At 68.4% G+C, this 24,596-nt stretch carries 26 protein-coding genes; 14 read left to right on the plus strand and 12 right to left on the minus strand.

Going from position 1 to position 24,596, the window contains the following annotated elements:
• Position 1: 1 nt before the first annotated feature.
• A complete protein-coding gene (locus J2X37_RS08010) occupies positions 2-457 on the plus strand; it encodes a molybdenum cofactor biosynthesis protein MoaE (RefSeq protein WP_310019789.1) in 456 nt (151 codons plus the stop codon).
• A gap of 4 nt (positions 458-461) precedes the next feature.
• Here the strand turns inward: J2X37_RS08010 and J2X37_RS08015 are convergent, their stop codons facing one another.
• Complete coding sequence (locus J2X37_RS08015; protein WP_310019792.1) at positions 462-989, minus strand: hypothetical protein; 528 nt, start codon at positions 987-989, stop codon at positions 462-464.
• 258 nt (positions 990-1,247) lie between these two features.
• Here J2X37_RS08015 and rplU point away from each other — a divergent pair, with 258 nt between their 5' ends.
• The 3 genes from rplU (at position 1,248) to J2X37_RS08030 (ending at position 2,509) form a co-directional block, all read left to right on the plus strand.
• Positions 1,248-1,610 carry a 50S ribosomal protein L21 gene (rplU, locus tag J2X37_RS08020; RefSeq protein WP_404979607.1) on the plus strand — a complete coding sequence of 121 codons (363 nt, stop codon included), beginning with the start codon at positions 1,248-1,250 and terminating at the stop codon, positions 1,608-1,610.
• A 34-nt stretch (positions 1,611-1,644) separates the two neighbouring features.
• Complete coding sequence (gene rpmA / locus J2X37_RS08025) at positions 1,645-1,914, plus strand: 50S ribosomal protein L27 (protein WP_310019794.1); 270 nt, start codon at positions 1,645-1,647, stop codon at positions 1,912-1,914.
• Between the two features lie 226 nt (positions 1,915-2,140).
• Positions 2,141-2,509 carry a hypothetical protein gene (locus tag J2X37_RS08030; RefSeq protein ID WP_310019796.1) on the plus strand — a complete coding sequence of 123 codons (369 nt, stop codon included), beginning with the start codon at positions 2,141-2,143 and terminating at the stop codon, positions 2,507-2,509.
• Here J2X37_RS08030 and J2X37_RS08035 read toward each other — a convergent pair.
• Positions 2,485-3,339: a metal-dependent hydrolase gene (locus tag J2X37_RS08035; protein WP_404979611.1), complete on the minus strand. Its 855-nt coding sequence runs from the start codon at positions 3,337-3,339 to the stop codon at positions 2,485-2,487. The genes J2X37_RS08030 and J2X37_RS08035 overlap by 25 nt on opposite strands.
• A 70-nt stretch (positions 3,340-3,409) precedes the next feature.
• Between J2X37_RS08035 and J2X37_RS08040 the strand changes: the two genes are divergently transcribed.
• The gene (locus J2X37_RS08040) at positions 3,410-4,039 is read left to right on the plus strand and encodes a helix-turn-helix domain-containing protein (RefSeq protein WP_310019800.1); all 630 of its coding nucleotides are present in this window, start codon (positions 3,410-3,412) and stop codon (positions 4,037-4,039) included.
• On the opposite strand, the gene J2X37_RS08045 is transcribed toward J2X37_RS08040, so the two are convergent.
• Complete coding sequence (locus J2X37_RS08045; protein ID WP_310019802.1) at positions 4,036-4,812, minus strand: folate-binding protein; 777 nt, start codon at positions 4,810-4,812, stop codon at positions 4,036-4,038. The two genes, J2X37_RS08040 and J2X37_RS08045, sit on opposite strands and share 4 nt — an antisense overlap.
• A gap of 44 nt (positions 4,813-4,856) precedes the next feature.
• Here J2X37_RS08045 and J2X37_RS08050 point away from each other — a divergent pair, with 44 nt between their 5' ends.
• Positions 4,857-6,185, plus strand: coding sequence for a dihydroorotase (locus tag J2X37_RS08050; RefSeq protein ID WP_310019804.1), 1,329 nt, complete (start codon positions 4,857-4,859; stop codon positions 6,183-6,185).
• 4 nt (positions 6,186-6,189) lie between these two features.
• On the opposite strand, the gene rarD is transcribed toward J2X37_RS08050, so the two are convergent.
• Positions 6,190-7,092, minus strand: a complete 903-nt coding sequence (rarD, locus tag J2X37_RS08055; RefSeq protein ID WP_310019806.1) for an EamA family transporter RarD — start codon at positions 7,090-7,092, stop codon at positions 6,190-6,192.
• A gap of 147 nt (positions 7,093-7,239) precedes the next feature.
• Between rarD and J2X37_RS08060 the strand changes: the two genes are divergently transcribed.
• Entirely contained in the window at positions 7,240-7,692 is a 453-nt protein-coding gene (locus J2X37_RS08060) for a glycine zipper 2TM domain-containing protein (RefSeq protein ID WP_310019807.1), read from the plus strand.
• Positions 7,693-7,752: 60 nt separating this feature from the next.
• Here the strand turns inward: J2X37_RS08060 and astD are convergent, their stop codons facing one another.
• Positions 7,753-9,156 carry a succinylglutamate-semialdehyde dehydrogenase gene (gene astD, locus J2X37_RS08065; RefSeq protein ID WP_310019809.1) on the minus strand — a complete coding sequence of 468 codons (1,404 nt, stop codon included), beginning with the start codon at positions 9,154-9,156 and terminating at the stop codon, positions 7,753-7,755.
• Between the two features lie 54 nt (positions 9,157-9,210).
• Entirely contained in the window at positions 9,211-10,641 is a 1,431-nt protein-coding gene (locus J2X37_RS08070) for a protein adenylyltransferase SelO family protein (protein ID WP_310019811.1), read from the minus strand.
• 82 nt (positions 10,642-10,723) lie between these two features.
• Here J2X37_RS08070 and J2X37_RS08075 point away from each other — a divergent pair, with 82 nt between their 5' ends.
• The 4 genes from J2X37_RS08075 (at position 10,724) to J2X37_RS08090 (ending at position 15,135) form a co-directional block, all read left to right on the plus strand.
• The gene (locus J2X37_RS08075) at positions 10,724-11,659 is read left to right on the plus strand and encodes an alpha/beta hydrolase (RefSeq protein WP_310019813.1); all 936 of its coding nucleotides are present in this window, start codon (positions 10,724-10,726) and stop codon (positions 11,657-11,659) included.
• 12 nt (positions 11,660-11,671) lie between these two features.
• Entirely contained in the window at positions 11,672-12,814 is a 1,143-nt protein-coding gene (locus J2X37_RS08080; RefSeq protein ID WP_310019815.1) for a hypothetical protein, read from the plus strand.
• Between the two features lie 145 nt (positions 12,815-12,959).
• The gene (locus tag J2X37_RS08085) at positions 12,960-13,769 is read left to right on the plus strand and encodes a tetratricopeptide repeat protein (RefSeq protein ID WP_310019818.1); all 810 of its coding nucleotides are present in this window, start codon (positions 12,960-12,962) and stop codon (positions 13,767-13,769) included.
• 13 nt (positions 13,770-13,782) lie between these two features.
• Positions 13,783-15,135 (plus strand): PQQ-binding-like beta-propeller repeat protein, encoded by a 1,353-nt coding sequence (locus J2X37_RS08090; RefSeq protein WP_310019820.1) that lies wholly within the window; start codon positions 13,783-13,785, stop codon positions 15,133-15,135.
• A 21-nt stretch (positions 15,136-15,156) separates the two neighbouring features.
• Here the strand turns inward: J2X37_RS08090 and J2X37_RS08095 are convergent, their stop codons facing one another.
• The 4 genes from J2X37_RS08095 to J2X37_RS08110 are packed head-to-tail and all read right to left on the minus strand — an operon-like array spanning position 15,157 to position 18,419.
• Positions 15,157-15,456, minus strand: a complete 300-nt coding sequence (locus J2X37_RS08095) for a putative quinol monooxygenase (protein ID WP_310019822.1) — start codon at positions 15,454-15,456, stop codon at positions 15,157-15,159.
• A complete protein-coding gene (locus J2X37_RS08100; RefSeq protein ID WP_310019824.1) occupies positions 15,456-16,829 on the minus strand; it encodes a glutamate--cysteine ligase in 1,374 nt (457 codons plus the stop codon). The genes J2X37_RS08095 and J2X37_RS08100 overlap by 1 nt, the downstream gene beginning before the upstream one ends.
• A 43-nt stretch (positions 16,830-16,872) precedes the next feature.
• Complete coding sequence (locus J2X37_RS08105) at positions 16,873-17,649, minus strand: 16S rRNA (uracil(1498)-N(3))-methyltransferase (RefSeq protein ID WP_310019826.1); 777 nt, start codon at positions 17,647-17,649, stop codon at positions 16,873-16,875.
• Positions 17,649-18,419 carry a class I SAM-dependent methyltransferase gene (locus tag J2X37_RS08110; protein WP_310019829.1) on the minus strand — a complete coding sequence of 257 codons (771 nt, stop codon included), beginning with the start codon at positions 18,417-18,419 and terminating at the stop codon, positions 17,649-17,651. Before J2X37_RS08110 ends, J2X37_RS08105 begins: the two co-directional genes overlap by 1 nt.
• A 103-nt stretch (positions 18,420-18,522) precedes the next feature.
• Between J2X37_RS08110 and ubiA the strand changes: the two genes are divergently transcribed.
• Both ubiA and J2X37_RS08120 read left to right on the plus strand, forming a co-directional pair.
• Entirely contained in the window at positions 18,523-19,431 is a 909-nt protein-coding gene (ubiA, locus tag J2X37_RS08115) for a 4-hydroxybenzoate octaprenyltransferase (protein WP_310019831.1), read from the plus strand.
• Positions 19,432-19,449: 18 nt separating this feature from the next.
• Positions 19,450-20,061: an SOS response-associated peptidase family protein gene (locus J2X37_RS08120; protein WP_310019833.1), complete on the plus strand. Its 612-nt coding sequence runs from the start codon at positions 19,450-19,452 to the stop codon at positions 20,059-20,061.
• An 83-nt stretch (positions 20,062-20,144) separates the two neighbouring features.
• Here J2X37_RS08120 and J2X37_RS08125 read toward each other — a convergent pair whose 3' ends face one another.
• The gene (locus tag J2X37_RS08125) at positions 20,145-20,522 is read right to left on the minus strand and encodes a VOC family protein (RefSeq protein ID WP_404979608.1); all 378 of its coding nucleotides are present in this window, start codon (positions 20,520-20,522) and stop codon (positions 20,145-20,147) included.
• A 127-nt stretch (positions 20,523-20,649) separates the two neighbouring features.
• Between J2X37_RS08125 and soxR the strand changes: the two genes are divergently transcribed.
• Positions 20,650-21,093, plus strand: a complete 444-nt coding sequence (gene soxR / locus J2X37_RS08130; RefSeq protein WP_310019835.1) for a redox-sensitive transcriptional activator SoxR — start codon at positions 20,650-20,652, stop codon at positions 21,091-21,093.
• A 33-nt stretch (positions 21,094-21,126) separates the two neighbouring features.
• Here soxR and J2X37_RS08135 read toward each other — a convergent pair whose 3' ends face one another.
• Positions 21,127-24,552, minus strand: coding sequence for an AAA family ATPase (locus J2X37_RS08135; protein WP_310019837.1), 3,426 nt, complete (start codon positions 24,550-24,552; stop codon positions 21,127-21,129).
• Positions 24,553-24,596 lie beyond the last annotated feature (44 nt).

A 24,596-nucleotide genomic window follows, 5' to 3' on the forward strand; every position in this document is an offset into this window, starting at 1 on the left:
GATGCGCCGCGTCCGGCTCGCGCCCGAACCGTTCGACCCGCACGAGGAGCTGCGCCGCTTTGGCGAGACGCGCACCACGGCCGGAGGCATCGTCAGCTTCCTGGGGCAGGTCCGGCAGGAGGAGGGCGACCCGGTCGAAGCGCTCGAACTGCGCCATTACCCGCCGCTGACCCTGCCGGGCATGGATGAACTGGCACTGCGCGCCGAAACGCGCTGGCGGCTGATCGCGACGCTGGTCATCCACCGCGTCGGCATCATGGTGCCCGGCGATCCGATCGTGCTCGTCGCCTGTGCCGCCCGTCATCGCCGCGACGCGTTTGAGGCGGCGGACTTCCTGATGGACCACCTGAAGAGCAGCGCCTGGTTCTGGAAGCGGGAAAAGACCGCGGAGGGCTGGCGCTGGATCGAGCCGCGCGGGCAGGACCACGCCGACCTTGCGCGCTGGGCCGAGAGCTGAGCGGCTAGAGCCCGCGTACTTCGGCCAGCACCGCGTCTTCGGCGGCGACCAGGGCGGCGACCCGGTCGCGCAGGGCGGCGATCTCGGGCAGGCCCGCGTTGACGCCGCTATCCGCCTGCGACACGGCGCCGAGCGCAAGCAGCGAGTCGAGATCGGCCAGCGCGAACATCGTGTCGCTGCGGGCCGATTCGAGGCTCGACAGCGCGACTTCCGCCTCCGACCACGCCGTAGTGCCGAGCGCGGCGCCGGCAGCGGCGCGAGCGCGTGTACGGGCAAGGCCGGCACGGTCCAGGAACAGGGCGTGGGACTTTGCCGCCGCAGCGTCGATCGCGGCCAGCCGGCCGGGAAGATCCGCCGGCGGCGGCGCCGGGATGGCAGGGGCAGGCTCGGTCGGTGTCGCGACCGGAGCGCTGCCCACCATCCGCTCTGCATCGCGGCGGGCGAGGGACGGGTATTGCGAAGTGTCGGCGGCGCAGCCAGACAGCGTCGTGGCAGCGCCAAGCGCGACCAGAAGGGAAGGGCGCAGGATCATCGCGCCTCTCATAGCAGCTTGATTTCGCACCGCCAGCACCCAGCTTGGCGAAAGGTGGAACGGCGCAGGCGTTCACGGCGGGGCTGCGGGCACTTGTCCGTTGACATCGCGGGGTCCAGCCAGTAACGGGCAGCGCTCAATCCGGCATCGGGCGACATTGCGCGTCCCGCCGGAATAATCGTCCGCAGATCGGCACGGATCTAACATCGGCGCATCGACGCCGGGTCGTGGCATCGCGGCAGAACAGACAGGTGAACAATGTTCGCAATCGTGCGCACGGGCGGCAAGCAGTATCGCGTCGCCGAAGGAGACAAGATCGCGGTCGAGAAGCTGGCGGGTGAAGCCGGCGACACGATCACGCTGGGCGACATCTTGCTTGCCGGCGAAGGTGACAAGCTGGAAGACGTCTCCAAGGTCGTCGTTTCGGCCGAGATTATCGCCCAGGCGAAGTCGGAAAAGGTGATCGTCTTCAAGAAGCGCCGCCGCCACAACTATCGCCGCCGCAACGGCCACCGCCAGCAGATGACGCTCCTGCGCATCACCTCGGTCGGCGCCGCCAAGAAGGCCGCGAAGAAGGCCGATGCCGCTCCCAAGGCCGAGAAGGCCGAAGACGCGGCCTGAGCCGCTCCTGTCTCATTCGAAGAGGTTTTGAACCATGGCACATAAGAAAGCAGGCGGTTCGTCGCGTAACGGTCGCGATTCGGCCGGTCGTCGCCTTGGCGTGAAGAAGTTCGGCGGCGAAGCCGTCATCGGTGGCAATATTCTCGTGCGTCAGCGCGGCACCAGGGTCTATCCGGGTGCCAACGTCGGCATGGGCCGCGACCACACGCTCTTCGCGCTCGCCGAAGGCAAGGTGCGTTTCCATGACGGCAAGCTTGGCCGCAAATACGTGTCGGTAGACATGATGGCAGAAGCTGCCGAGTAACGGATGGTCGACAAAGGGCCATCCTGACGGGATGGCCCCGCTGGTCCTTCACGGGTCCGGCCGCAAAGGGAGAGGGGCCCAAGGCCCGTCTCCCTTTTTCATTTGCTCTCCCTGGCCGCACGCCCCGCCGCGATTTCGGACCGAGGTTCGAAACGGCATGGCGTGCCACGCTTTTGCAACGCTCCGGCATTAATGCCCGGATGCCTGATGGGATTATCGAGCAGCCATGTTCATTCGTAGCGAGAACCTGTTCTTCCGCCCGGCCTGGCCGGAGGACCGCCCCCGGCTGGAGCGGCTGGACGTGCCTGTCCGGCATGACCCGCTGTGCCCGGACCTGGTGCCGCAAGGCTTCGTCATCACCATGCCCGGAACGTCGGGCACCAAGCTGATCGGGACCGCCGGCTTCCGACCCGTTCGGCGCACGTGGGAGCAGCGGATATGGCTCGCCCCCGCGTGGCGCCACCTGGGCCTGTTCGCGGAGGCCGAGGAAACGCTGGCCGAACTGGCCGGGAGCCTGCCGGTTCTGGGCGATGGCGGCGTGATGCCGCAGGCCAGAACCGAAGACCGGCGTCAGCGTGAACTGGTGGCGGCCTGATCGGATTGGGGAAGGGCGACCGCGGCGATGAGCGCGCGGTCGTCCACCTTCCAGGGATGAAAACCCGGAAGGAAATAGGCGATCCACTGCGGGATGACACGGCGCAGGATGCCCGGTGACAGGAGGGCGTAGCGCAATACGCCCCCATGCGCCCGCCAACCGGTAATCCCGTCCTGTCGCAGCAGTTCAATCGCGCCCTGATAGCGCAGGCGCAGGAACGTGCGGGTGGCGAGCAGCATCATGATCGCCTTCACCTTCCGCCGCTTGCCACGCGGCCATTCACGAGTTGCGAAGAGCCAGGTGTCGTAGGCGACCGATTTGTGCTCGATCTCCTCGACCGAGTGCCATTGCCACAGGGCCCGCAGATCGGGATCGGCTCCGGCGAGGATCTTCGGGTCCGACAGCACCTCGTGCGCGAACATGGCGGTGAAGTGTTCGAGCGCGATCGTGGCGGCGAGGCTGACGATGGGCGGTCTCTTGCGGGCGAGATCGAGGACATCGCGCACGACCGCATCGAGTTCGTCGGTGCAATAACCGGCATCGGTCATGGCCCGGTTGAAGGCGAGGTGTTCGCGGCTGTGATTCACTTCCTGCGAAATGAACGCGCGGATCGCCTCGGCAAGCGGGGCGGGGACGCCATCGCGAAAGGCGCGCACCGATTCGATGAAATAGGCCTCTCCGCGCGGAAAGCTGAGCGACAGAGAGTTGAACACCGCCGTCGCGATGGGATCGTTATCAAGCCACCATTTGCAATTTCGATTGCTGCACGCAAACCGCAGATTCCGCACGGTAATTTCTGCCGCAGAAACATTCTTTGTGCGATGCAGCATGGGGCCGATTGATGATTTTGCCGGGATCGTGCTATCCATCATGCATCAAGGGTGGAGATCACTGACAACCATGTCAACAAGGAAGCGCCTCAGTCCCGCCGACAGTCGGCGCGTGGCATTGCAGGCTGCGCGCGAGATCCTGATCGACTGTGGGCCCCAGGCTGTCACGCTGAAGGCCGTGGCGGCGCGCGTCGGGCGTACCCACTCCAATCTGCTGCACCATTTCGGCAGCGCCGCCGGCCTTCAAAAGGCGTTGGCCGGGCATCTCGGCCAGACCGTTTGCGCCACGATAGAGGATGCGGTCAGCGCGCGGCGCGCCGGGATCGGCAGCGCGCGCGAGATCGTGGATCTCGTCTTCGACGCATTCGACCGTGAAGGCGCAGGCGCACTGGCCAGCTGGATGACCATTTCCGGCAACGAAGATGCGCTCGACCCGATCTTCGATGCGATCCACACCCTTGTCGAGCGGATCGGTTCGGACGACAACGAGTGCGTCGTGCTGCGCGAAGCGACGATGCTGCTCGTTCTCCAGGCTCTGGGTCAGGCGACGATCGGCACCAGCCTTGCCGATTCGCTGGACCTGCCGCCGGGGCATGCGCGCGATCTGGCGACGCGCCAGCTGGAGCTGCTGCTGCCGCGCGGCAATGGCCAGAGCGAGATGCGCGAGCGCGAAGTCACCACATCGGCGGCAGGCGTCTAGTCTTCTCCACCCGGCGCGGCGATGCGAAGGGCCGGGGCAAGCCACTCGGGAAAGACATCGATCGCCACGTCGGCCACGCGAAGGCGTTCGACGGCGACGTCGTGTTCGGGATAGGCGATGCTTCGCCCCGCCTCTGTCGATTGCGCCAGCGGCACGACCGCCAGCCGGCGGTTCACTTTCTGCCGCCAGTTCATCCGCGCCGTGTTTTCCTGACCGACGTAGCAACCCTTGCTGAAGCTGACGCCGTGCAGTTCAGCGGCATTGCATTCGAGCCACAAGGTCCTGTCATAGCCCAGTTCGGCGCGCCCCTCGGTCACCCCCAGCGCGAGGCGGTGGGCAAGATAGGCATCGTCTACGCATTCGCCGGCGGCATCGAGCGGCGCGAGCCAGCGCTGCCCCATCGCGGCCAGGCGCGGATCGTCCGCACCGCCGTCGCCGGGATGCGCGGTCCAGTGCACGGCAACGCTATCGTCGACGGCGATGGCGATCGGGCGGCGCAGGCGATACATCGAAAGCCGCTTCACCAGGTCCTCGGCATGATCCTTCTCGCAATCGACCAGCAGCGCGTCGCGCGCCGGCCAGACGAAGAAATCGAACAGGACCTTGCCCTGCGGCGAAAGCAGCGCGGTCCACACCGGCAGCGCGCCGGCCACGTCGTTGGTGACCAGGCCCTGCAGGAAATCGACGACATCGCTGCCGCCGCCACCCTCGGCACCGCTCAGGCGGATCAGGGCGCGCGAGCAAAGTCTGGTCGCGCCGGGCTTCATCGTCATCACATCACCTTTGCATTTCTCTCGGCTCAGCCTAGATCGAGAGCATGAACGAAACGCAGCAAGCCCCGGAGTGGGTCCTGAGCGGTGGCACCGTCCACACCCCGTCCGGTCCGGTCATCGCCGATGTCGGCATCGCCGACGGTCGCATCGTGGGAATTGGGCACTATCCGGGCGTTCGCAAGGTGGATGTCACCGGGCTCGACGTTTTGCCGGGCGTCATCGACAGCCAGGTCCATTTCCGCGAGCCGGGGCTGGAGCACAAGGAGGACCTCGAAAGCGGCAGCCGCGCCGCGGTGCTGGGCGGAGTGACGGCGGTGTTCGAGATGCCGAACACCAATCCCAATACCGATACCGCCGATCGGGTGCACGACAAGCTGGCCCGCGCGCATCACCGGATGTGGTGCGACCATGCGTTCTATGTCGGCGCGACGGCGGAAAACGCCCCGAACCTTGCCGAGCTGGAACGGATTCCGGGCACCGCCGGGGTCAAGATCTTCATGGGCGCATCGACCGGCAGCCTGCTGGTGGCAGAGGACGAGAACCTCGCCCGCGTGCTGGCCAGCGGTCGCCGCCGCGTCGCGATCCATGCCGAGGACGAGGAGCGGATGAACGCGCGCAAGGATTTCCGGGTGGAGGGCGATCCCGCCAGCCACCCCGTCTGGCGCGACGACGAATCCGCGATGCTGGCGACGCGCCGCATCCTGCGCCTTGCGCGCGAGGCGCGGCGACCGATCCACATCCTGCACGTTACGACCCCCGCTGAACTGGCCGTGATCTCTCGGCACCGCGACATCGCATCGTGCGAAGTGACACCGCAGCACCTGACGCTGGCGGCGGAGGATGCCTACCCCCGGCTCGGCACCCATGCGCAGATGAACCCGCCGATCCGCAGCCAGGCGCACGTCGACGGTCTGTGGTACTGGCTGCAGCAGGGCGTGCCCGACGTCATCGGTTCGGACCACGCGCCGCACACCCTCGAGGAAAAGGCGAAGACCTATCCCGCCAGCCCCAGCGGAATGCCCGGCGTGCAGACGCTGCTGCCGCTGATGCTGAACCACGTGGCCGAAGGCCGCATGACGCTGGAGCGGCTGATCGACATGACGAGCGCAGGCGTGCAGCGCATCTTCGGGCTGGTCGGCAAGGGCCGGATCGCGGCGGGCTACGATGCCGATTTCACCATCGTCGACCGCAAGGGCCGCTTTACCGTCACCGAGGACTGGCTGGCGTCGCGCTGCGAATGGTCGCCGTTCACGGGCATGGACCTGAAGGGCCGCGTCGTCGGCACGGTGATCCGCGGGCATACCGCGATGTGGGAAGGGCAGCTCGGCAACGCCGCCGTCGGCGAACCCCTGCGCTTCGCCGGCGCGCTCTGACCCGTCAGGCAGGCGCGGTCGTCGCGGCCCGCCTGCCGCGCAGGACGATGTCGGCGCAGAACACCGCAATGGCGATCCAGATCAGCACGAAGCACAGCCCCTGGGCCGGTTTCAGCGGCTCTCCGAACAGCACCAGCGCCTGGATGAAGACGACCGTCGGCGTCAGGAACTGCACGAAGCCCAGCGCCGAGTAGGTCATGCGCCGCGCCGCTTCGGCAAAGAGCATCAGCGGCAGTCCGGTGATCGGGCCCGCCGCCACGAGCAGGAGCGATATTCGCCATCCATCACCGAAATCCTCCTTCCCCGCGGGCACGATCAGCAGCGCGGCGATGGCGGGCAGGGTGAGGACGAGCACTTCGACCGACAGGCCGGGGAGGGCGTCCACCTTCACGCGCTTGCGCACGAGGCCATAGAAGCCGAACGAGAAGGCCAGCGTCAGGCTAATCAACAGCGTGTCGCGTGCCTCGAAGGCCAGGACAGCGATGCCGCAGGCCGCGATGGCGACCGCCAGCCATTGCAGGCGCGACAGGCGTTCGCGCAGCAGCACCGTGCCCAGCAGCACGTTGACCAGCGGGTTGATGTAATAGCCGAGGCTCGCGGCATAGAAGTGCCCGGCCTGGACGGCGGCGACATAGGTCACCCAGTTCACGCTGATCAGCGCCGATGACAGCAGCAGCAAGCCCAGCGCCCTGCGATCGGCGAAGGCAGCCGTCAGCTTGCCGAGGCTTCCGCTGATCGCGAGCGCCGCAAGGCAGATCGGGACAGTCCACAATACGCGCCAGGCGACCAGGTGAAACGGATCGACCGTGTTCAGAAGAACGATGTAGAGCGGCAGCACGCCCCAGATGACGTAAGCGCCCAGAGCGTAAGGCAAACCCCCGGCAGTTTTCGGATCGGAAACGGTCATGCGCGCTCCCTTAGGCTCAAGTCCAGCCGCCGGATAGAGCGTGGCGAGGCGACGACGAAATTTCCGATCCATTCCTCAAATATTCAGGTTGTGACCCCTATTCCTGAATGGGTGACCAGAAACATTCGAAATACCGGAGTTCTCCCGATGGCCCATTCCACCCTTCTTCGCACCGGTTTGCTGGCCGTTGCCGTTCCCGCCCTGACGCTCGGCGCTCCCGTTGCGCAGGCCGCCCATTATTCCTCGCCCGTCGCCGTCGCCTACGAGCAGGACAGCGCCGCGCATGGCCGTGATCGTTACGAGCGGCGCGACCGCTACGATCGCTATGATCGCTACGACGATCGCTATGGCCGCTACGGCTCGCGCGATTACTATCGCGGCGACCGGGTCACTCGCGACACCCGCGTGTGGCGCGGCAACGACGGGCGCTATTACTGCAAGCGCGACAACGGCACGACCGGCCTGTTGATCGGCGGCGCGGTCGGGGGTCTGATCGGCAACGAGGTTGCCCGCGACCGGACGCTCGGCGCGATCCTCGGCGCGGCTGGCGGTGCCCTGCTCGGGCGTGAGATCGACCGCGGCAATTCGCGCTGCCGCTAATCCATAACCTACAGCGGAGAGACGCCGCGTCGGGATCGTCCCGGCGCGGCGTCTTTCGTTTCAGCGCAGGCCGATGGCCATGCTGCCCTCCGGCATGTCGCCTTCCGCCGATGCGACCGGATAGGCGCAGTAGTCGGCGGCATAATAGGCACCGGGCCGATGGTTGCCCGACATCCCGGTCCCGCCGAAGGGTGCGGCGGACGAGGCGCCGTTGGTCGGGCGGTTGCGATTGACGATGCCGGCGCGGCTCTCGCGCCAGAATCGCTGCCAATCGTCCTCGCTGCCGCCGACGAACGAGGCGGAAAGGCCGTAGGCGGTGTCGTTGGCCGCCGCGATCGCCTCGTCCATGTCGGCGACGCGGCGCAGTTGCAGCACCGGACCGAACAGTTCGCGGTCGGGCAGGCCGGAAAGACCGGTAACATCGATCAGGGCCGGGGTGAGGAACGGCTTGCCTGCATCAGGGCGCTCCAGCGGGCGCACGACCTTTGCGCCCATTTCGACGAGTTGGGCATAGCCGCGTTCCAGCCCATCGGCGGCGTCGTTGTCGATCACCGGGCCCATGAACGGCTGCGGATCGTCGAAGGCGGAGCCGACGCGGATACGGTCGATCAGCGGCAGCAATTCGCCCATCAGCGGATCGGCGACCGAATCCCTGACGATCAGCCGCCGCGCCGCGGTGCAGCGCTGTCCGGCGGTGGTATAGGCCGACTGCACGATTATCGCGGCAGAGTCGGCTAGCCGGTCGGTGTCCCAAACGACCAGCGGATTGTTCCCGCCCATTTCGAGCGCGCAGATCGTGCCGGGCCGTTCCGCCAGAGCCTTGGCGATGGCGACGCCGGTGGTGCTCGACCCGGTGAAGAGCACCCCGTCGATGCGCGGGTCGGACGTGAGCGCGCGGCCCTCTGCCGCCGTGCCGACGACGAGCTGTACCGCATCCGCCGGCACGCCGGCCTCGTGGTAATAGCGGACCAGCCGTTCGCCCACGGCGGGAGTCTTCTCCGACGGCTTGAAGAGGCAGACGTTGCCCGCGATCAGTGCCGGGACCATGTGCCCGTTCGGCAGGTGCGCGGGGAAGTTGTAGGGGCCGAGCACCGCCATGACGCCATGCGGCTTGTGGCGCAGGGCAAAGCTGCCGCCGGGCGCGGCGTCCACCCGCTCTCCGGTGCGTTCGGCATGGGCGCGGACCGAGATCGCGACTTTCGCGGCAACGGTGGCCACTTCGGTCTTCGCCTCCCACAACGGTTTGCCGGTTTCCCGCGCGATCAGGGCGGCAAAATCGTCGGTGTCTGCTTTGACCAGTTCGGCAAATCGCTCGAGGATGGCGATCCGTTCGGCCAGCGGTCTTGCCGCCCAGGCCGGGAAGGCCGTGCGCGCGCGCGTCACCGCATCCGCGACGTCGCCGTGCGCGCCGCTCCACACCACTTCGCCGGTCGCGGGATCGTGGGAAACGAGTGTCTGGCTCATCGTCGCTACCTCTTTCGGCGGCCATCGGGCCGCGCCTTGCAAGTGTGGCCCGCTCTAGGCGATTCCGGTTGCAATGGAAACGGGTTCGTGGCCTGCCGGGACGGGCGCGGGGCCATGGGCCTCGCCCAACCGGCGCAGCGCGGCGACCTTGGCGTGAAGCGGCTCCCAATCGTCATCGCGGTCGATCTGCGCCCAGATGGCCTCGACCTCCTCGATCAGCATCGCCTGCGGCGCATCGTCGTGCCAGTAGGGGTGATCGTGGGCAGAGTTCGGGCCTTTGGCGAGCAGGTCCGCGACTTCGGCCGCTTCCTCGCCCAGCCTGCCGGTGCGGGCGGCATGGAAGAAGGCGTCCGGTTGCACGCCGGTGGCGGCCATCGTCCGTTCCGATGCGTCGACCAGTTTCGCGGCCAGTTCCGCGCTCGCCCCTTCGGCGCCCAGCCGCCATGCGAAACGCCGCGCGACGTTGGCGGTGAAGAGCGCGGGAAACAGCTCCAGCGCGAAGACGAGCGGAGGCGCTTCGCAGATCGGGCGCAGCGCGATTGCCAGTCGCGCGCAGTTCCAGTGGATCGCCTCTGCCTGTCGGCCAAAGGCATAGAGGCCGGAGTGGTCGAAGTAGGCGGCTGTGAAGCCCGGCTCCCAGCGCGGCAGCCAGCGCCACGGGCCGTAGTCGAAGCTTTCGCCCGATACGTTCATGTTGTCGGTGTTGAGCACGCCGTGGACGAAACCCGCCGCGACATAGCTGGCGGCGAGGTCGGCGAGCCGCTCGACGACCAAGTGCGCCAGCCGGACCGGGGGCAGGTCGCGGCCCGGCGCATCGGCGGGCGGCGGCGGGCCGGGATAGAGTTCGAGCGCGTAGTCGACCAGCGCGGCGAGGTGATCGTCCTCGCCCAGCGCGGCGAGCCGCTGGAAGCTACCGATCCGGATGTGCCCGTGGCTCAGCCGCACCAGCACGGCCGAGCGTGTCGGCGAAGGTTCGTCGTTGCGGTCGAGCGCCTCGCCCGTCTCGATCACCGAGAAGGTCTTCGAGGTGTTGGCGCCCAGCGCTTCCAGCATTTCGGTGGCGAGAATCTCGCGCACCGCACCCTTCAGCGTCAGCCGCCCGTCGCCGAAACGGCTGTAGGGTGTCTGGCCCGAACCCTTGGTGCCCAAGTCGAGCAGCCGCTCCGCCCCGTCGCGCATCTGCGCGAAGAGAAAGCCGCGGCCGTCGCCGATATCGGGGTTGTAACTGCGGAACTGGTGGCCGTGATAACGCAGCGCCAGCGGTTCCGGCAGGTTGCCCGGCAGCGCCTCGAACCGGCCGAAATGCTGCGTCCAGGCGGCATCATTCAGATCGGCGAGACCCACGGTCTTGGCCCAGCGATCGTTGCGGAAGCGCAGCCTTGTCTGAGGGAAGTCGGCCGCGCGCACCGGATCGGCAATCCATTCGGCAATCCGGGCAATCGGCGTGTCGGGACGATAGGGGGACGGTTGCGGTTCGCCGATCATGACGCGATAGTGGGGAGCGAAGGCCCCGGGCGCAACCCGCGCGGCCCGCGCCATGACCGGCTTACCACGGGGCAATGCACAGATGATCGAAGCCAAGGCCGCCGCGGCAGCCGCCAACAACGCGTGGCACGACCGCACCTGGCAGAGCGCCGACGGGCTGGCGCTGCACTTCCGCGATTACCCGGGGCCGGACGGGTCTGCCGAGATCCCGGCGATCTGCATCCCGGGCCTGACCCGCAACGTCCGCGATTTCGACGAGCTGGCCCGTCACCTCGCCATGCGGCGGAGGGTGATCAGCGTCGACCTGCGGGGACGGGGCGACAGCGAATATGCGAAGGACGTCGCCACCTACAACCCGGTGCAGTACGCGCAGGACATGCTGCTGCTGTTTCCCGCCGCGGGCATCGAACGCGCGGTCATGATCGGTAGCTCGCTGGGCGGACTGGTCACGATGCTGATGGCTCGCATCGCCCCCGAACGGATCGCCGGGGCGGTCATCAACGACATCGGGCCGGTTATCGAACCGCGCGGCTTGCAGCGGATCGGCGAGTATGTCGGCATCCAGCGGACCTACCCGACATGGATGCACGCCGCCCGTGCGCTTCAGGAAACGCGCGGCGCAAGCTATCCCGAATGGACCATGGCCGATTGGCTGGCAGAGGCGAAGCGCGTGATGGAGCTCGGCAACAACGGGCGGATCACCTTCGATTACGACATGCGCATCGGTGACGGGTTTGCCAGCGGCCCCGGCAAGACCGCCGTCGCCGACGAAACGCAGGCCGACCTCTGGGCCGGCTACGACGCGCTGGCCGGCAAGCCGGTGCTGGTGGTGCGGGGCGAGAACTCCGACATCCTGTCGGCGCGCACGGCGCTGGAAATGGCGGGCCGTTTCCCCGGCGCGGAGCTGGTCGGCGTGCCGCGGGTCGGGCACCTGCCGCTTCTGACCGAGCCGGAGGCCGTTGCCGCGATCGACCGACTGTTCGAAGAGCGGCTTTCCAGCAACCGCGCCGCCCGCTAGAGGCTGGGCGCAATGGCCGACAAGCAGAACAAGACCGCCGCGAAAGCCGGCGCGACGAAAAAGCCGATCCGTGTCCTGCGCCGCCGCAAGGTGCTGCACATGGGCATCGACCTTTCCCGGGCACCGTGGATCCGCACGCTCGTTCGGGCGCTGCCCGCCAACGTCGAGAACCACGCCAGCCACGCCGACGATGCGACCGCGTCGCTCCTGCAACTGCACCGGCCGAAGTTTCCCGAGATAAGGCCGGGCGCGGGGCCGGGGCTGATGAACCGGATGGCACGGGTGATGAAGGGGTACGAGCTCACCCTTTCGTATGGCGACCGCGTGTTTCCCGCGACGATGGCGCACACCCTGTTCGGGCAGGCGCTGAAACTGCCGCCGCATGTCCATGTGCACGACGGCGTCGATGTCGTGCCCCCGGGCTTCTGGCCCCGTTTTCGTCACAAGCTGGGTCTGGCCCGGTCCACGATGGTTCTGGTGCCGACCATGGCCGCGGCCGCCTCGGTCCGCGCCGACTGGCAGGTTCCGGCCGCGGCGCTGCGCATTCTGCCGCCGCCGTTTCCGGGCAAGCCGAAGCCGGTGAAGCCCGACACCATCCCGCGGCTGGTCAAGCGGGCCGGCGAACGCTGGATCGCCATTCGTGCCGATCACGCGCTCGCACTGGAGGCGGAAGTCATCAATCTCCTGCTGGCGGTTGACCCCGAATGGCATCTTGTCGTCTTCGGCGAAGAGGCGAAGACAGAACCGCTGCGCAAGGCTGCCGATGCCGCCGGGTTGATCGCACGCTTCCACGCCACCTCGCGCCTGGCCGGTCCGGCCAGCGTCGCGCCCTTGTTCGACCTTGCCGTCATCGACGCGCGCGACGGCCTCGTCCCCGCCGACCTGCCGTCGCTGATGGCGGCGGGGGTGGCCGTCATCGCCTGCGGCCCCGCCGGACTGGCCGACCTGATGCCCGCCGACAATGCCTCGCAGCGGGTCGACCCCGCGGCACGGGGCCGCATCGTCGACGAAGCGATCGCGCTGTGCCGCAGCGACCGCGCGCTCGATCAGGCCGGCGCCGCCAACGCCGCATTCGCCGCTGCCCGCGCCGACCCCGCGCCATGGCTGGCGGCGCTGGCCGACGCCATGGGCCTTTCCTCGCTCGAGGAGCGATGAGCCGGCCTTTCAGCCACGGTTAACGGCCGGTCTGCTTGATCGCCGGGGATGGCTGCTGCGATGGCTCGGCTTTCCCGTTGAAAAGGTGCCTGTCCGCCCCTAAACCGCACGCGTTTACGACTGTCACAGCCTGAAAGGCCCCGCTTTGGCGCTTCGCCCCGATCGTTCGAACGACCCCGCAGCCAGGAAAGTCGCGCTTGAAGAGGCGCGGCAGGACGTCTTCCTGCGCGAAGTGGACGATGCCGTCCGGCAGGACCAGATGGCGATCGCCGCCCGCCGCTACGGCAAGATTGCGCTTGCCGTGATCGTGCTGGGCCTTGCAGGGCTGGGCGGATACCTGTTCTGGCAGTCGCAGCAGCACGCCAAGGCGGAGGCCGAGACGGTGGAGCTGACCTTGGCGATGGACCGGCTGGAGGCGAACCAGCCCGAGGCCGCGCTGGAAAAGGCGAAGCCGCTGACCAGCAGCCAGTTTGCAGGCGTGCGCGTGCCGGCGCAGCTGCTCGAGGCCGGGATCGCGCAGGGCCAGGGCGATGCGGTGAAGGCGGCAAAGCTCTACGGCGCGATCGCCGCGGACGAGGATGCGGCTCAGCCGATGCGCGATCTGGCAACGCTGCGCCTCGTGCTCCTGCAATACGACACGATGAAGCCGGAAGACGTGATCGCCAGGCTTAAGCCGATGGCCGAACCCGGCCACGCCTTCTTCCCCGCCGCGGCCGAGCTGGTCGCGATGGCCTATGTCGAGCAGGGCAAGGAAAACCTCGCCGGGCCGCTCTTTGCCGAAATCGCGCGCGACAAGACCGCGCCCGACGGCATGCGCGCCCGCGCCCGCCAGATAGCGGGCCTGATGGGCACCGACGCCATCGACGACGTCAAGGAAGTGGTTGAACAGATCGAGCGCAACAGCGCTGCACGGCAGGCGGCCATGCAACAGGCTGCCCAACAGGCCGGGCAATAGGGAGTTGATCCAGATGAAGCATGAACGGGTTTCGCGCGGCGGCCTGCTGCGCACGGCTGTCGCCGCCGCGGCGATGGCGACCCTCTTGTCGGGTTGCGGCGCATTGAAGGGTGACGGACCGGAAAAGACCCCCACCATTGGCGAGCGCAAGCCGATCCTGTCGAACGTGGCGACCGGCGTGAAGGTCGATCCGGCGCTGGCCGGGATCCCGGTCACGCTGCCGGCTCAGCAGGTCAATGCCGAGTGGGCGCAGGCCGGTGGCTCCGCGTCGAAGAGCTATGGCAACCTGTCGCTCGCCGGAAGCCCGGTGCGGGCGTGGACCGCCGACATCGCCGGATCGTCGAGCAAGCAGCGGCTGGCCGCGGCGCCGGTGATCGGCGGCGGCCGGGTCTATGCCTACGACACCGATGGCACCGTCCACGCCTTCAGCGAACAGAACGGCGCCAAGGTGTGGTCGCGTTCGCTCAAGGTAAAGGGCGACGGCTCCAGCTCGGTCTACGGCGGCGGGGCGAGCTTTGCCGACGGCAAGCTCTACGTCACCACCGGCACCGGCACCGTCGCCGCCATGGACGCGGCGACCGGGGACCAGATCTGGGAAATCCAGACGCCCGGTCCGCTGCGCGGCTCGCCGACCATCGCGTTCGGCGCGCTTTACGTGATGACGCAGGACAACAAGGTCATCTCGCTCGATCTCGCGACCGGTGCCACGCAATGGACCGAGGCGGGTTCGCAGGGCCAATCCGGCCTGTTCGGCGTGGCTTCGCCGGCGGCGGGGCAGGGCACGGTGATCGCGGGCTTCTCCTCTGGCGAACTCATCGCCTATCGCTACGAAAACGGTCGCAACCTGTGGGCTGACGCCTTGGCGCGAACCAGCATCTCCACTTCGGTCGGCACGCTGACCGACGTCGATGCCGATCCGATCATCGATTCGGGGGCGGTCTACGCGCTCGGCCAAGGTGGGCGCATGGCAGCTTACGAACTGGTCACCGGCCAGCGTATCTGGGAACTCAACATCGCGGGCATCTCGACGCCGGCGGTCGCGGGACCGTGGATCTTCGTGCTGACCGACGATTCGCAGGTTCTCGCCATCGCGCGCAGCAATGGCGGCGTGCGCTGGATGACCCAGCTTCCGCAGTATCGCGACGTCGAGGACGAGAAGGGACCGCTCTACTGGTCGGGTCCGGTGCTGGCGGGCGACCGCCTGTGGCTGACCAATACCGATGGGCACGTCTACACCGTGGATGCGGCAACCGGCGCGGCCACGCCGTTCGCCGACCTCGACAAGCCGATCAGCCTTGCGCCGGTCGTTGCCAACAACACGCTATACGTGCTCGATGATTCGGGCCGGATCACCGCGTACCGCTGAACGAATGCGCGGCGGGGCGGTTCAGATCGTCTCGCCGCCGCCCGTTTCGTGAACGCGGATCGCGCGGGCGTGAAAGCCGAGAGCGGCGCGCGTTTCCTGCCAGCGTTTCATGTGCGCGCTGGCGAAATGCGCGTCGAGCGCGGCGCGGCTGTCCCATTTTTCCAGCACGATGAAGAGACCGGGGTCGCTCGCATCGGCGCCGTAGGCGTATTCGATGCACCCGGCTTCGGCTCGCGATGCCGCCACGACGAGGGCGATCGGGGCTTCCGCTTCGGCCAAGCGCTCGGGTGGTAGGCGGAAGCTGCCCTCGACCAGGATCATCAGAAGCTCTTGGTCTCGTAGATCCGCGTCACGTCACCGTTCCAGTCGCCATGGTAATGGTCGAGGCAGACCTCCGCCGGGGTCTTGCCCGCCGCGACAATGTCCTGAAGCGGCGCGAGGAAGCCGGTCTCGTCGTCGCCCGCCGAATTGAGCTCGCCCCGCGCGGCAAGGCCCGCGCGGGCAATCTTCAGGACTTCTCCAGCGATGTCCTGCAGCGTGCCGCCGCCCGGGATCGGCGCGCGCAGGCCGAGCTCGGGCACCTTGTCGCGAAGCGTTTCGCGCCCCGCCATGTCCCATCCCTTGACGAGATCCCACGCCGCGTCGAGCGCGCCCTGGTCGTAGAGCAGGCCGACCCAGAAGGCGGGAAGCGCGCAGATGCGGTTCCACGGGCCGCCATCGGCACCGCGCATTTCGAGGAAGCTCTTCAGTCGCACTTCGGGAAAGGCGGTCGACAAGTGGTCCTGCCAGTCGCTTTCCAGCGGCTTTTCCCCCGGCAAGGCGGGGAGTTCGCCGTTCAGGAAATCGCGGAACGACTGGCCCGATGCATCGATGTACTTCCCGTCGCGGAAGACGAAGTACATCGGCACGTCGAGCATGTAGTCGACATAGCGTTCGTAACCGAAGCCATCCTCGAACACGAAGGGCAGCATGCCGGTGCGGTCGGGATCGGTGTCGGACCAGATATGGCTGCGGAACGAGAGGAAGCCGTTGGGCTTGCCCTCTGTAAACGGCGAATTGGCGAACAGCGCGGTCGCCAGCGGCTGCAGCGCCAGGCCGACGCGGAACTTCTGCGCCATGTCCGCCTCGCTCGAATAGTCGAGATTGACCTGGATCGTGCAGGTGCGCAGCATCATGTCGAGGCCGAGATTGCCGACCTTGGGCATGTAGCTGCTCATGATCGCGTAGCGGCCCTTGGGCATCATCGGCAGTTCGGCGCGGGTCTTGTCTGGCCACATGCCGGCGCCGATGAAACCGATACCGAACTTCTCGCCGATCGCCTTCACTTGCGTCAGGTGGCGCCCGGTCTCGGCGCAGGTCTGGTGGATGTTGACCACCGGCGCGCCCGAAAGTTCGAGCTGCCCCGCAGGTTCGAGGCTGACGGTGCCGTCGGGCCCGGCCATGGCGATGACCTTCCCGTTCTCCTCGACAGGGCTCCAGCCATATTCGGTGAGCGCCATGAGGATGTCGCGGATGCCGCCGGGTTCATCGTAGCTGGGCGCGTGGAAGTCGCTCTTGGCATAGACGAACTTCTCGTGCTCGGTGCCGATGCGCCAGTCGACCTTGGGCTTTTCGCCCTTTTGCATCGGGCGGATCAGCTGCTCGCGGCTCTCGATGACGGGATCGGTCCTGGCCGACTGGGTGCGCGTGCTCATGTGCCGCCCGTTAGGCCCGCCGGAAAATCTTCGCCAGCAAATTTTATGCGGCGGGCGGCTCGCGCCAGTCGCCCGTGGTTCCCATCCACAGCGCCGTCGCCGCGATGGCCGCCGTTTCGGCGCGCAGGATGCGCGGGCCAAGGCTGACCGGGCGGGCTTGGGGAAGGGCGCGGACCTGCGCGCGCTCGTCCTCGTCGAACCCGCCTTCGGGGCCGATCAGGACGCCGGTCGGTCCGGTATGGCTGGCAAAGACGCTGCCGGCGGCAGGAACGGCCGGGTCATCGGGCCCGTGCTCGTCGGCGAACCACAGCACCGCTTCGGCAGGCCACTGGTCCAGCAGCCGGGCGAGCGTGACCGGCGCAAAAATCTCTGGAAGCGCCGTGCGCGCACACTGTTCGGCCGCCTCGGTCATGACGGTGCGGGCGCGGTCCATGTTCAGCGCGTCGGCGACGCAGCGACGGGTGATGACCGGACGTATCCGTGCCACGCCCAGCTCCGTCGCCTTTTCCAGCACCTGGTCGAAGCGCGGCTTCTTGAGCAGCGCGGCGCAGAGCGTGAAATCGGGCACGTCCTCGCGCGGTCGCATCCGTTCGACGACTTCGACGGTGACGTCGCGCTTGCCCGCCGCAAGGACGCGGGTCGCCCATTCGCCGGTCACGTCGTCGCACAGGATCACCGCGTCGCCCGGAGCCACCCGCATGACGCGGGCGAGGTAATGCGCCTGCGGCCCGTCGATCACCCGCTGTTCCCCGGTCGCCAATGCAGGAGAAACGAACAGGCGCGGCGCGCTGCGCGGCGGCCAGGCGGGGGTCGCAGGCATCAGGCGGGCAGGATCGCGCGGGTCGCGATGAACGGCTTGTAGACCGCAGCGATCGGGTCGGGCCGGCCCCAGTCGTCCTCGAACATCGCGGTCAGGTGCAGTCCGGCGGCAAGCTGCCCGCCGATCTGGTCCTCGAGCGTGTGGCTGAACTCCATCATCGGATAGTGGGTGAAGAGTTCGGTACGCTCGTCCTCCGGCAGGTCGAAGTGGCTGTAGGGCAGGGCATGGCGCACTTCGAGACGCCCGGCATCGAGCGCCTTCCAGTCGAAGATGAAATTGACCGGGTTGTTGAACCCCGCCAGCAGCGCGCCGCCCGGGCGGAGCACGCGCGCGCATTCGCGCCAGACGGGCAGGATTTCCGGCGCGAAGCAGTTGGAGCAGGGGTGGAAGATCAGGTCGAAGCTGTCGTCGGCGAAGGCGGACAGGTCGTGCATGAAGCCCTGCACGGTGGCGATCGCCAGCCCGTCGCGGTCCGCGACGAAGCGGTCCTGCGCCAGTTGCGCGTCCGACGCGTCGAAACTGGTGACGCGCGCGCCGGCTGCGGCCAGCACCGGCATCTGCTGCCCGCCGCCCGACGCCAGGCCGAGGATGTCGCGCCCCGCGATCTCGCCGAACCAGTCGCGCGGCACGGCCTTGACCGGGGTCAGGATCACCGACCAGTCCCCCCTGCGCGCCCGCGCGATGGTCTCGGCATCGACCGGCACCGTCCAGCGGTCACCTTCGGCGACTTGCGCGTTCCACGCTTCGCGGTTGTGCTGCCCGATATCCATGCCGGCGCCTTCATAGCATCGACGCTGCGATGCGCCAGCCATCCCGCCGACATGCGGCGGCATCGGCTGGCGCTCCGGCGGCCGAGCGATTAGGAACGGCATCATGACAGAGGCCATCGTTCCCGACAGCGAGCATCGCGGGCTCGTCGCGCGCCTGCCGCAGACCTTGCGCAACTACGCGCTGCTCGCCCGGTTCGACCGGCCGATCGGCTGGTGGCTGCTGTTCTGGCCGGGCGCCTGGGGCGTGTGGCTGGCGGGCGGGCTGGAGCGGTGGGGGCTGGTGCTCTGGCTGCTGCTCGGCTCGGTTGCGATGCGCGGCGCGGGCTGCGTCTACAACGACATCCTCGACCGCGATCTCGACCGACAGGTCGCCCGCACCGCCGCGCGCCCGCTGGCGAGCGGGGCCGTCTCGCTGAAGGCGGCTTGGACCTGGCTGCTGGTGCTGTGCATGGTCGGGCTGGTCGTGCTCCTGCAATTGCGCTGGCAGGCGCAGCTGGTCGCCTTGGCCAGCCTCTTGCCGGTCGCCTGCTATCCCTTGATGAAGCGGATTACCTGGTGGCCGCAGGCGTGGCTGGGCATGGTCTTCAGCTGGGCGGCGCTGGTCGGCTGGGTGGAAATCGGCAACCCGCGGCTGGAGATGCTCGCCGCGCTCTATGCGGGCGCAATCGTCTGGGTCGTCGGATATGACACGATCTACGCGCTGCAGGACCGCGAGGACGACGCGCTGGTCGGCGTGCGGTCGAGCGCGCGGGCTCTGGGCAGCCACGTGCGCGGCGGGGTGGCGGCGTTCTACGCGCTCGCAGTGGCCTTTTGGGCGTTCGCCTTCTGGCTCCTTCGCGCCGACTGGCTCGCGCTTTGCGCGCTGTTGCCGGTGGCGGGTCATCTCGCCTGGCAGGTCGCGACGCTGGAGGACGGCGACGGCGGCAATGCGCTTGCCCGCTTTCGTTCCAACCGCACGGCAGGCCTCTTGATGGCGCTGGCCTGCCTCGTGGTCGGCAACGCGGGCCTGTAACGGAAAAGTCTGCCAGCCATGTGCAACCTCTACCGCATGACCAGGGCCGCGGACGAGGTCGCGAGGCTGTTCGGAGTGGAGGCTCCCGCGCCGGCCAATGCGGGGGGCGAGGTCTATCCCGGCTATCCCGGCTGGGTCGTGGCGCAGGGGCGCATGACCAGCATGGCGTGGGGCTTCCCGCTGGTGCTGAAGGGGGCGAAGGGCCAGCCGCTGAAACCCAAACCGGTCAACAACGCGCGGACCGACAAGCTGGCATCGCCGTTCTGGCGCCACGCATTCGAACATGGCCGATGCCTGATCCCGGTCGAGGCCTTTGCCGAAGCGGCGGGAGAGAAGGGCGCCAAGACCCGGACGTGGTTTTCCGTGCACGACCAGCCGGTCTTCGCCGTGGCGGGGTTATGGCGCAATTCGGCCGAATTTGGCCCCTGCTACACGATGGTGATGACAGAGGCCTGCATTGAGATCGGCGATCTGCACGACCGGATGCCGGTCATCCTCACGCCAGCGGAAAGCCGGCGCTGGGTGGAAACCACGGACCGGGAGGAGGCGCTGGCGTTCTGCCGCTCCTGGCCGCACGGACTTGCCGTTGCGCATACGCAAGAACCGTGGACAGCCAGCCGCGCTTCGTGACGGAGCGGGTATTCGGGCAAGGGCATGCCGAGGGTGCGCGCGGCGAGGCCGAATGGCGATAGAGCGGCGGGCGATCCAGGATCTCACGCATAGCTGACCACCTCCCACTCGGTGCCGTCCCAATCGAGGAAGTAGAAGCGGCGTCCGGGTTCGTAATCGCCATGGTTGAATGGGATCAGCCCTGCCTCGGACACGATGGCTTCCGCCGCGTCGATGTCGTCGACCTCGATGCCGATGTGGTTGAGCGGCGCGCCCTTCTCGAAGGTGGCCGGCACCCCCTCTTTCGGCGTGTAGAGCGCGATGTAGTCCCTGTCGGAGCCGAAGTGGATCGAGCGGCCACCGCTCAGCGACGGACCATCCCACCGGCGATGCCAGCCGCAAAGCCTGGCGAGCAAATCCTCCATCCGGGCCGCGTGGAAGGTGGTGAGGTTGACGTGTTCGATGCGGGCGGAGCCAACCATGGCATTCTCCTGTTCAACGTAATCGGATCGGCCATCCGCGCTTTTCGCGAATCGCCGCTTGCCCCAATCTGCAACCTTAAGCTAACTTGAGCTCAAGAGATTTTTTGCGGATGATGGGAGCTTTGCCGTGGAGGACGGTAACCGGCTGATTTCGATCGGATTGCTGGCGCAAAGGACGGGCGTGGCGGTATCGGCGATCCGTTTCTATGAAGAGAAGGGACTGCTCCAGTCGCTGCGGACAGGCGGCAACCAGCGGCGTTTCCTGCGCTCCGACATCCGCCGCATCAGCTTCATCCTCATCGCGCAGAAGCTGGGCCTCGGCCTTGCCGAGATCGAGCGCGAGCTCGCCTGCCTGCCGCAGGGGCGCACCCCGACGAAGCGCGACTGGGAACGGGTCAGCCGCTCGATCCGCAAGGGTCTCGACGAGCGGATCGCCATGCTGGAACGCACGCGCGACAAGCTTGACGGGTGCATCGGCTGCGGTTGCCTGTCGCTCCGGAAATGCCGCCTCTACAATCCCGATGACGAAGCGGGCGAGGGCGGCAGCGGCCCGCGTTTCGTGCTGGGTTAGGCCGGGTTGGGCTGGGTTGGGCCGGCGGGGAGGCTATTCGGCGGCCAGCAGTTCCTCGGCCCCGCCCAGATCGACCGAGACCAAGCGCGAGACGCCCTGTTCGACCATCGTCACCCCGAACAGGCGGTGCATCCGGCTCATCGTCACGGCATTGTGGGTGACGATCAGGTAGCGGGTGTCGGTCTGCTTGCTCATCGCGTCGAGCAGGTCGCAGAAGCGTTCGATGTTCGCGTCGTCGAGCGGGGCGTCGACTTCGTCCAGCACGCAGATCGGCGCCGGGTTGGTCAGGAACAGCGCGAAGATCAGCGCGACCGCGGTCAGCGCCTGCTCTCCGCCCGACAGCAGGGTGAGCGACTGCAGCTTCTTGCCCGGCGGCTGGGCGTAGATTTCCAGCCCCGCCTCCAGCGGATCGTCGCTGTCGATCAGCGCCAGGTGCGCCTGTCCGCCGCCGAAGAGGGTGGTGAAAAGGCTGCGGAAATGGGTATCCACCGCGTCGAAGGCCGCGCGCAGACGCTCCCGCCCCTCGCGGTTGAGGCTGCCGATCGACCCGCGCAGCCGGCTGACCGCTTCGGCCAGTTCCTGCTGTTCGGCCAGCGACGTTCCGTGCTGGCCTTCCGCCTCGGCCAGTTCGTCGGCGGCGACGAGATTGACCGGGCCCAGCCGCTCGCGCTGCGCCGTGGCGCGGTCGAGCTCCTCGCCCTCCCGCTCCGCTGTGCCGACATTGTCGGCGGTGAATTCGAGGCGTTCGGGCAGGAGCGGCGGCGGGCACTGGAAGCGGTCACCCGATTGGCGCGCAAGTTCGCCGCGCCGCGCTTCCTCGTTGTCGGCGCGGGCGCTGGCCCCGGCACGCGCTTCGCGCGCGGTGGCGAGTGCTTCGTTGGCGGCGGCGAAGGCTGCGTCCACCTCCTTGCCGTCGGTCTCGGCGGCGCGGTGGGCGACTTCCGCCTCGGCCAGTTCGCCGGCCAGCCGATCGCGCGCCTTCTCGGCCATCTCGATTTCGCGCATGAGGGATTCGGGGCGAGCGGCGACGACGGCACGCTCTTCCTCGATCTCCTCGCGCCGGCGGGTCATGTCGGCCAGCCGCTTGGCGGCATCCCCGGCGCGCGCCTGCCAGCCCTTCATGTCGCCCTGAAGCGCCTTGGCCCGTTCGCGTCCCACGGCCAGTCCCTGGTCCAGCGCCGCGAGCTCGGCCATCGCGGCCTGCAACGCGGTGCGGGCGGCGTCGTTGCGCGTCTTTGCCGCTTCCAGTGCGGCTCGCTGGGCCGAAGGATCGGGCAGCGCGCGGCGGCGCTCTTCCGCCTGCATCACCTCGTTCTGGGCCAGCGCGAGCCGTCCGTGCAGGTCTTCCAGCCGCTCGGCCAGTTCTTCCCGTTGGCGGGAAAGGCGGTCGAGCGCCGTCTCGGCCTGGTCGCGGGCGCGCAGGGCGGCGCGTTCCTCTTCCGACGCGGCGTTGACCGCGCGTTCGGCGGCGATGCGCGCATCGGTCGCGGCGGACAGCGCCGTGTTGGCGGCAGCCACCTCGGCCTCTGCCACGGCCACGGCCTCGCGCAGGGTGGGCAGGATTTCGGCCAGCGCCTCCAGCCGGTTCGCCGCTTCCAGTCGCGCCGCTTCCGCTGCGCCTTCGCCGCGCGCTACGAAACCGTCCCAGCGCCGGAGCGCGCCTGCCCTCGTCACCAGCCATTCGCCGGGCGCAAGGGCTTGCCCTTCGTCGGCGTCGACCACCCGCACCAGTGCCAGCCGCGCCGCCAGTTCCGCAGGCGCTTCGCGGACATGCGCGGCAAGGCTGCCGTCGACGGGGGCGGGAGGCGTGGCGCCGGTCCAGAACCGGCCGTCCTGACCAGCGACGGCCTCGCCCACGGGGGCGGCGGCATCGCGGCCCAGCACCGCCGCCAGCGCGCGTTCGTAGCCGGGCGCGGCCTTTACCGTATCGATGGCGCGGGTCCGGCCCTTGCTGCCCTTGTCGGCCTTTTCGCGCGCGCGGCGGTCGCGGTCGAGCGCCTCGTGCTCGCGTTCAACGCCAGCCAGTTCCGCCTTGGCCGAGGCCAGCGCGCTTGCCGCCTCGTCGCGACGGATCGAAACGGTTTCGCGGGACGTGCGTGCCGCCTCCAGCGCCTCTCGCGCCGTGGTTAGCGCCCGTTCCGCCGACCCGCAGCGGGCCTGCGCTCCGGTCAGGGCCAGTTCCAGTTCGCGCGGATCGCCCAGCGCCTCGCCTTGCGCCTCGCGCGTGGCGAGCTCCTGTTCGAGCCGGGCCAGCGCCCCGCGCGCCTGGCCGACCGCCGCCTCGGCGACTCGCCAGTCCGCTTCGACCCTCGCCAGTTCGGCGGTGGCCTGGGCCATCGCGAGTTCGCCGCCCCGCTGCGCGCGCTCGGCATCGTCCTGCCTTGCCACCAGCGCAGGGCGCTGCGCTTCGTCATCGCTCAGCCGCTGTTCGGCCTGTTTCACTTCCCGCTCCAGCCGGGCGAGGGCGTCGGCGGCATCGCGCGTCGTGCGGTTGGCATCGCCCTCGTCGGCGTCGAGCCGGGCGCGCTGGCGGTCGAGGTCGGCGAGCTTCTCTTCCGCCGCTTCCAGCTTGCCGGTCAGCACCGCCATCATGTTGGCCTGGGCATGGAGGTCGTCGCGCCGGTCGGCCATTTCCTCGCGCGCGGCGGCGAGCGCCTCTGCCGACTTGCGCTGGCGGGCCTGCGCCTCGTCCGTACGGGCCTGCATCGCGGCGACGGCCGCCTCGGCATCCTTCGCCTGCTTGCGGGCAGCATCGGCGGCGGCGGCGGCCTCGCGCCAGCGGGCATAGAGCACGCGCGCCTCCGCGGTCCGGATCTGCGCGGACAATTCCCTGTATTTCTCCGCCGCCTTCGCTTGCCTTCGAAGCGCACCGATGCGGGTGTCGAGTTGCGCGAGCAGGTCGTCGAGCCGGGCGAGGTTCGCCTCCGTCGCGCGCAGCTTCTGTTCGGCATCCTTGCGCCGCACGTGCAGGCCGGCGATGCCGGCCGCTTCCTCCAGCATGGCGCGGCGTTCGGTCGGCTTGGCGGCGATGACGGCGGCAATGCGGCCTTGCGATACCAGCGCCGGGCTGTGCGCGCCGGTCGCAGCGTCAGCAAAAACCAGCGCCACGTCCTTGGCGCGCACGTCGCGGCCGTTCAGGCGATAGGCCGACCCCGCGCCGCGTTCGATGCGGCGGGTGACCTCCATCTCCTGCCCCGCATCGGTCTCAGCCGACAGGACGACTTCGGCAAAGGCGCGGGCGGGGCGGGTCGCGGTGCCGGCGAAGATCACATCTTCCATGCCGGCGCCGCGCATCGACTTGGCGCTCGATTCGCCCATGACCCAGCGGATCGCCTCGAGCAGGTTCGACTTGCCGCAGCCGTTGGGGCCGACCACGCCGGTCAGGCCCGGTTCGATCAGCAGGTCCGCCGGCTCGACAAAGGACTTGAATCCCGAAAGGCGCAGCCGCCGGAACCGCATCAGGCCACCGTCCGGCCCAATCGGCCAAGGTGACTGGGTTCGAG

Origin of the sequence: Croceicoccus sp. BE223 (genome assembly GCF_031457155.1) — a bacterium.
Classification (GTDB): Bacteria; Pseudomonadota; Alphaproteobacteria; order Sphingomonadales; family Sphingomonadaceae; genus Croceicoccus.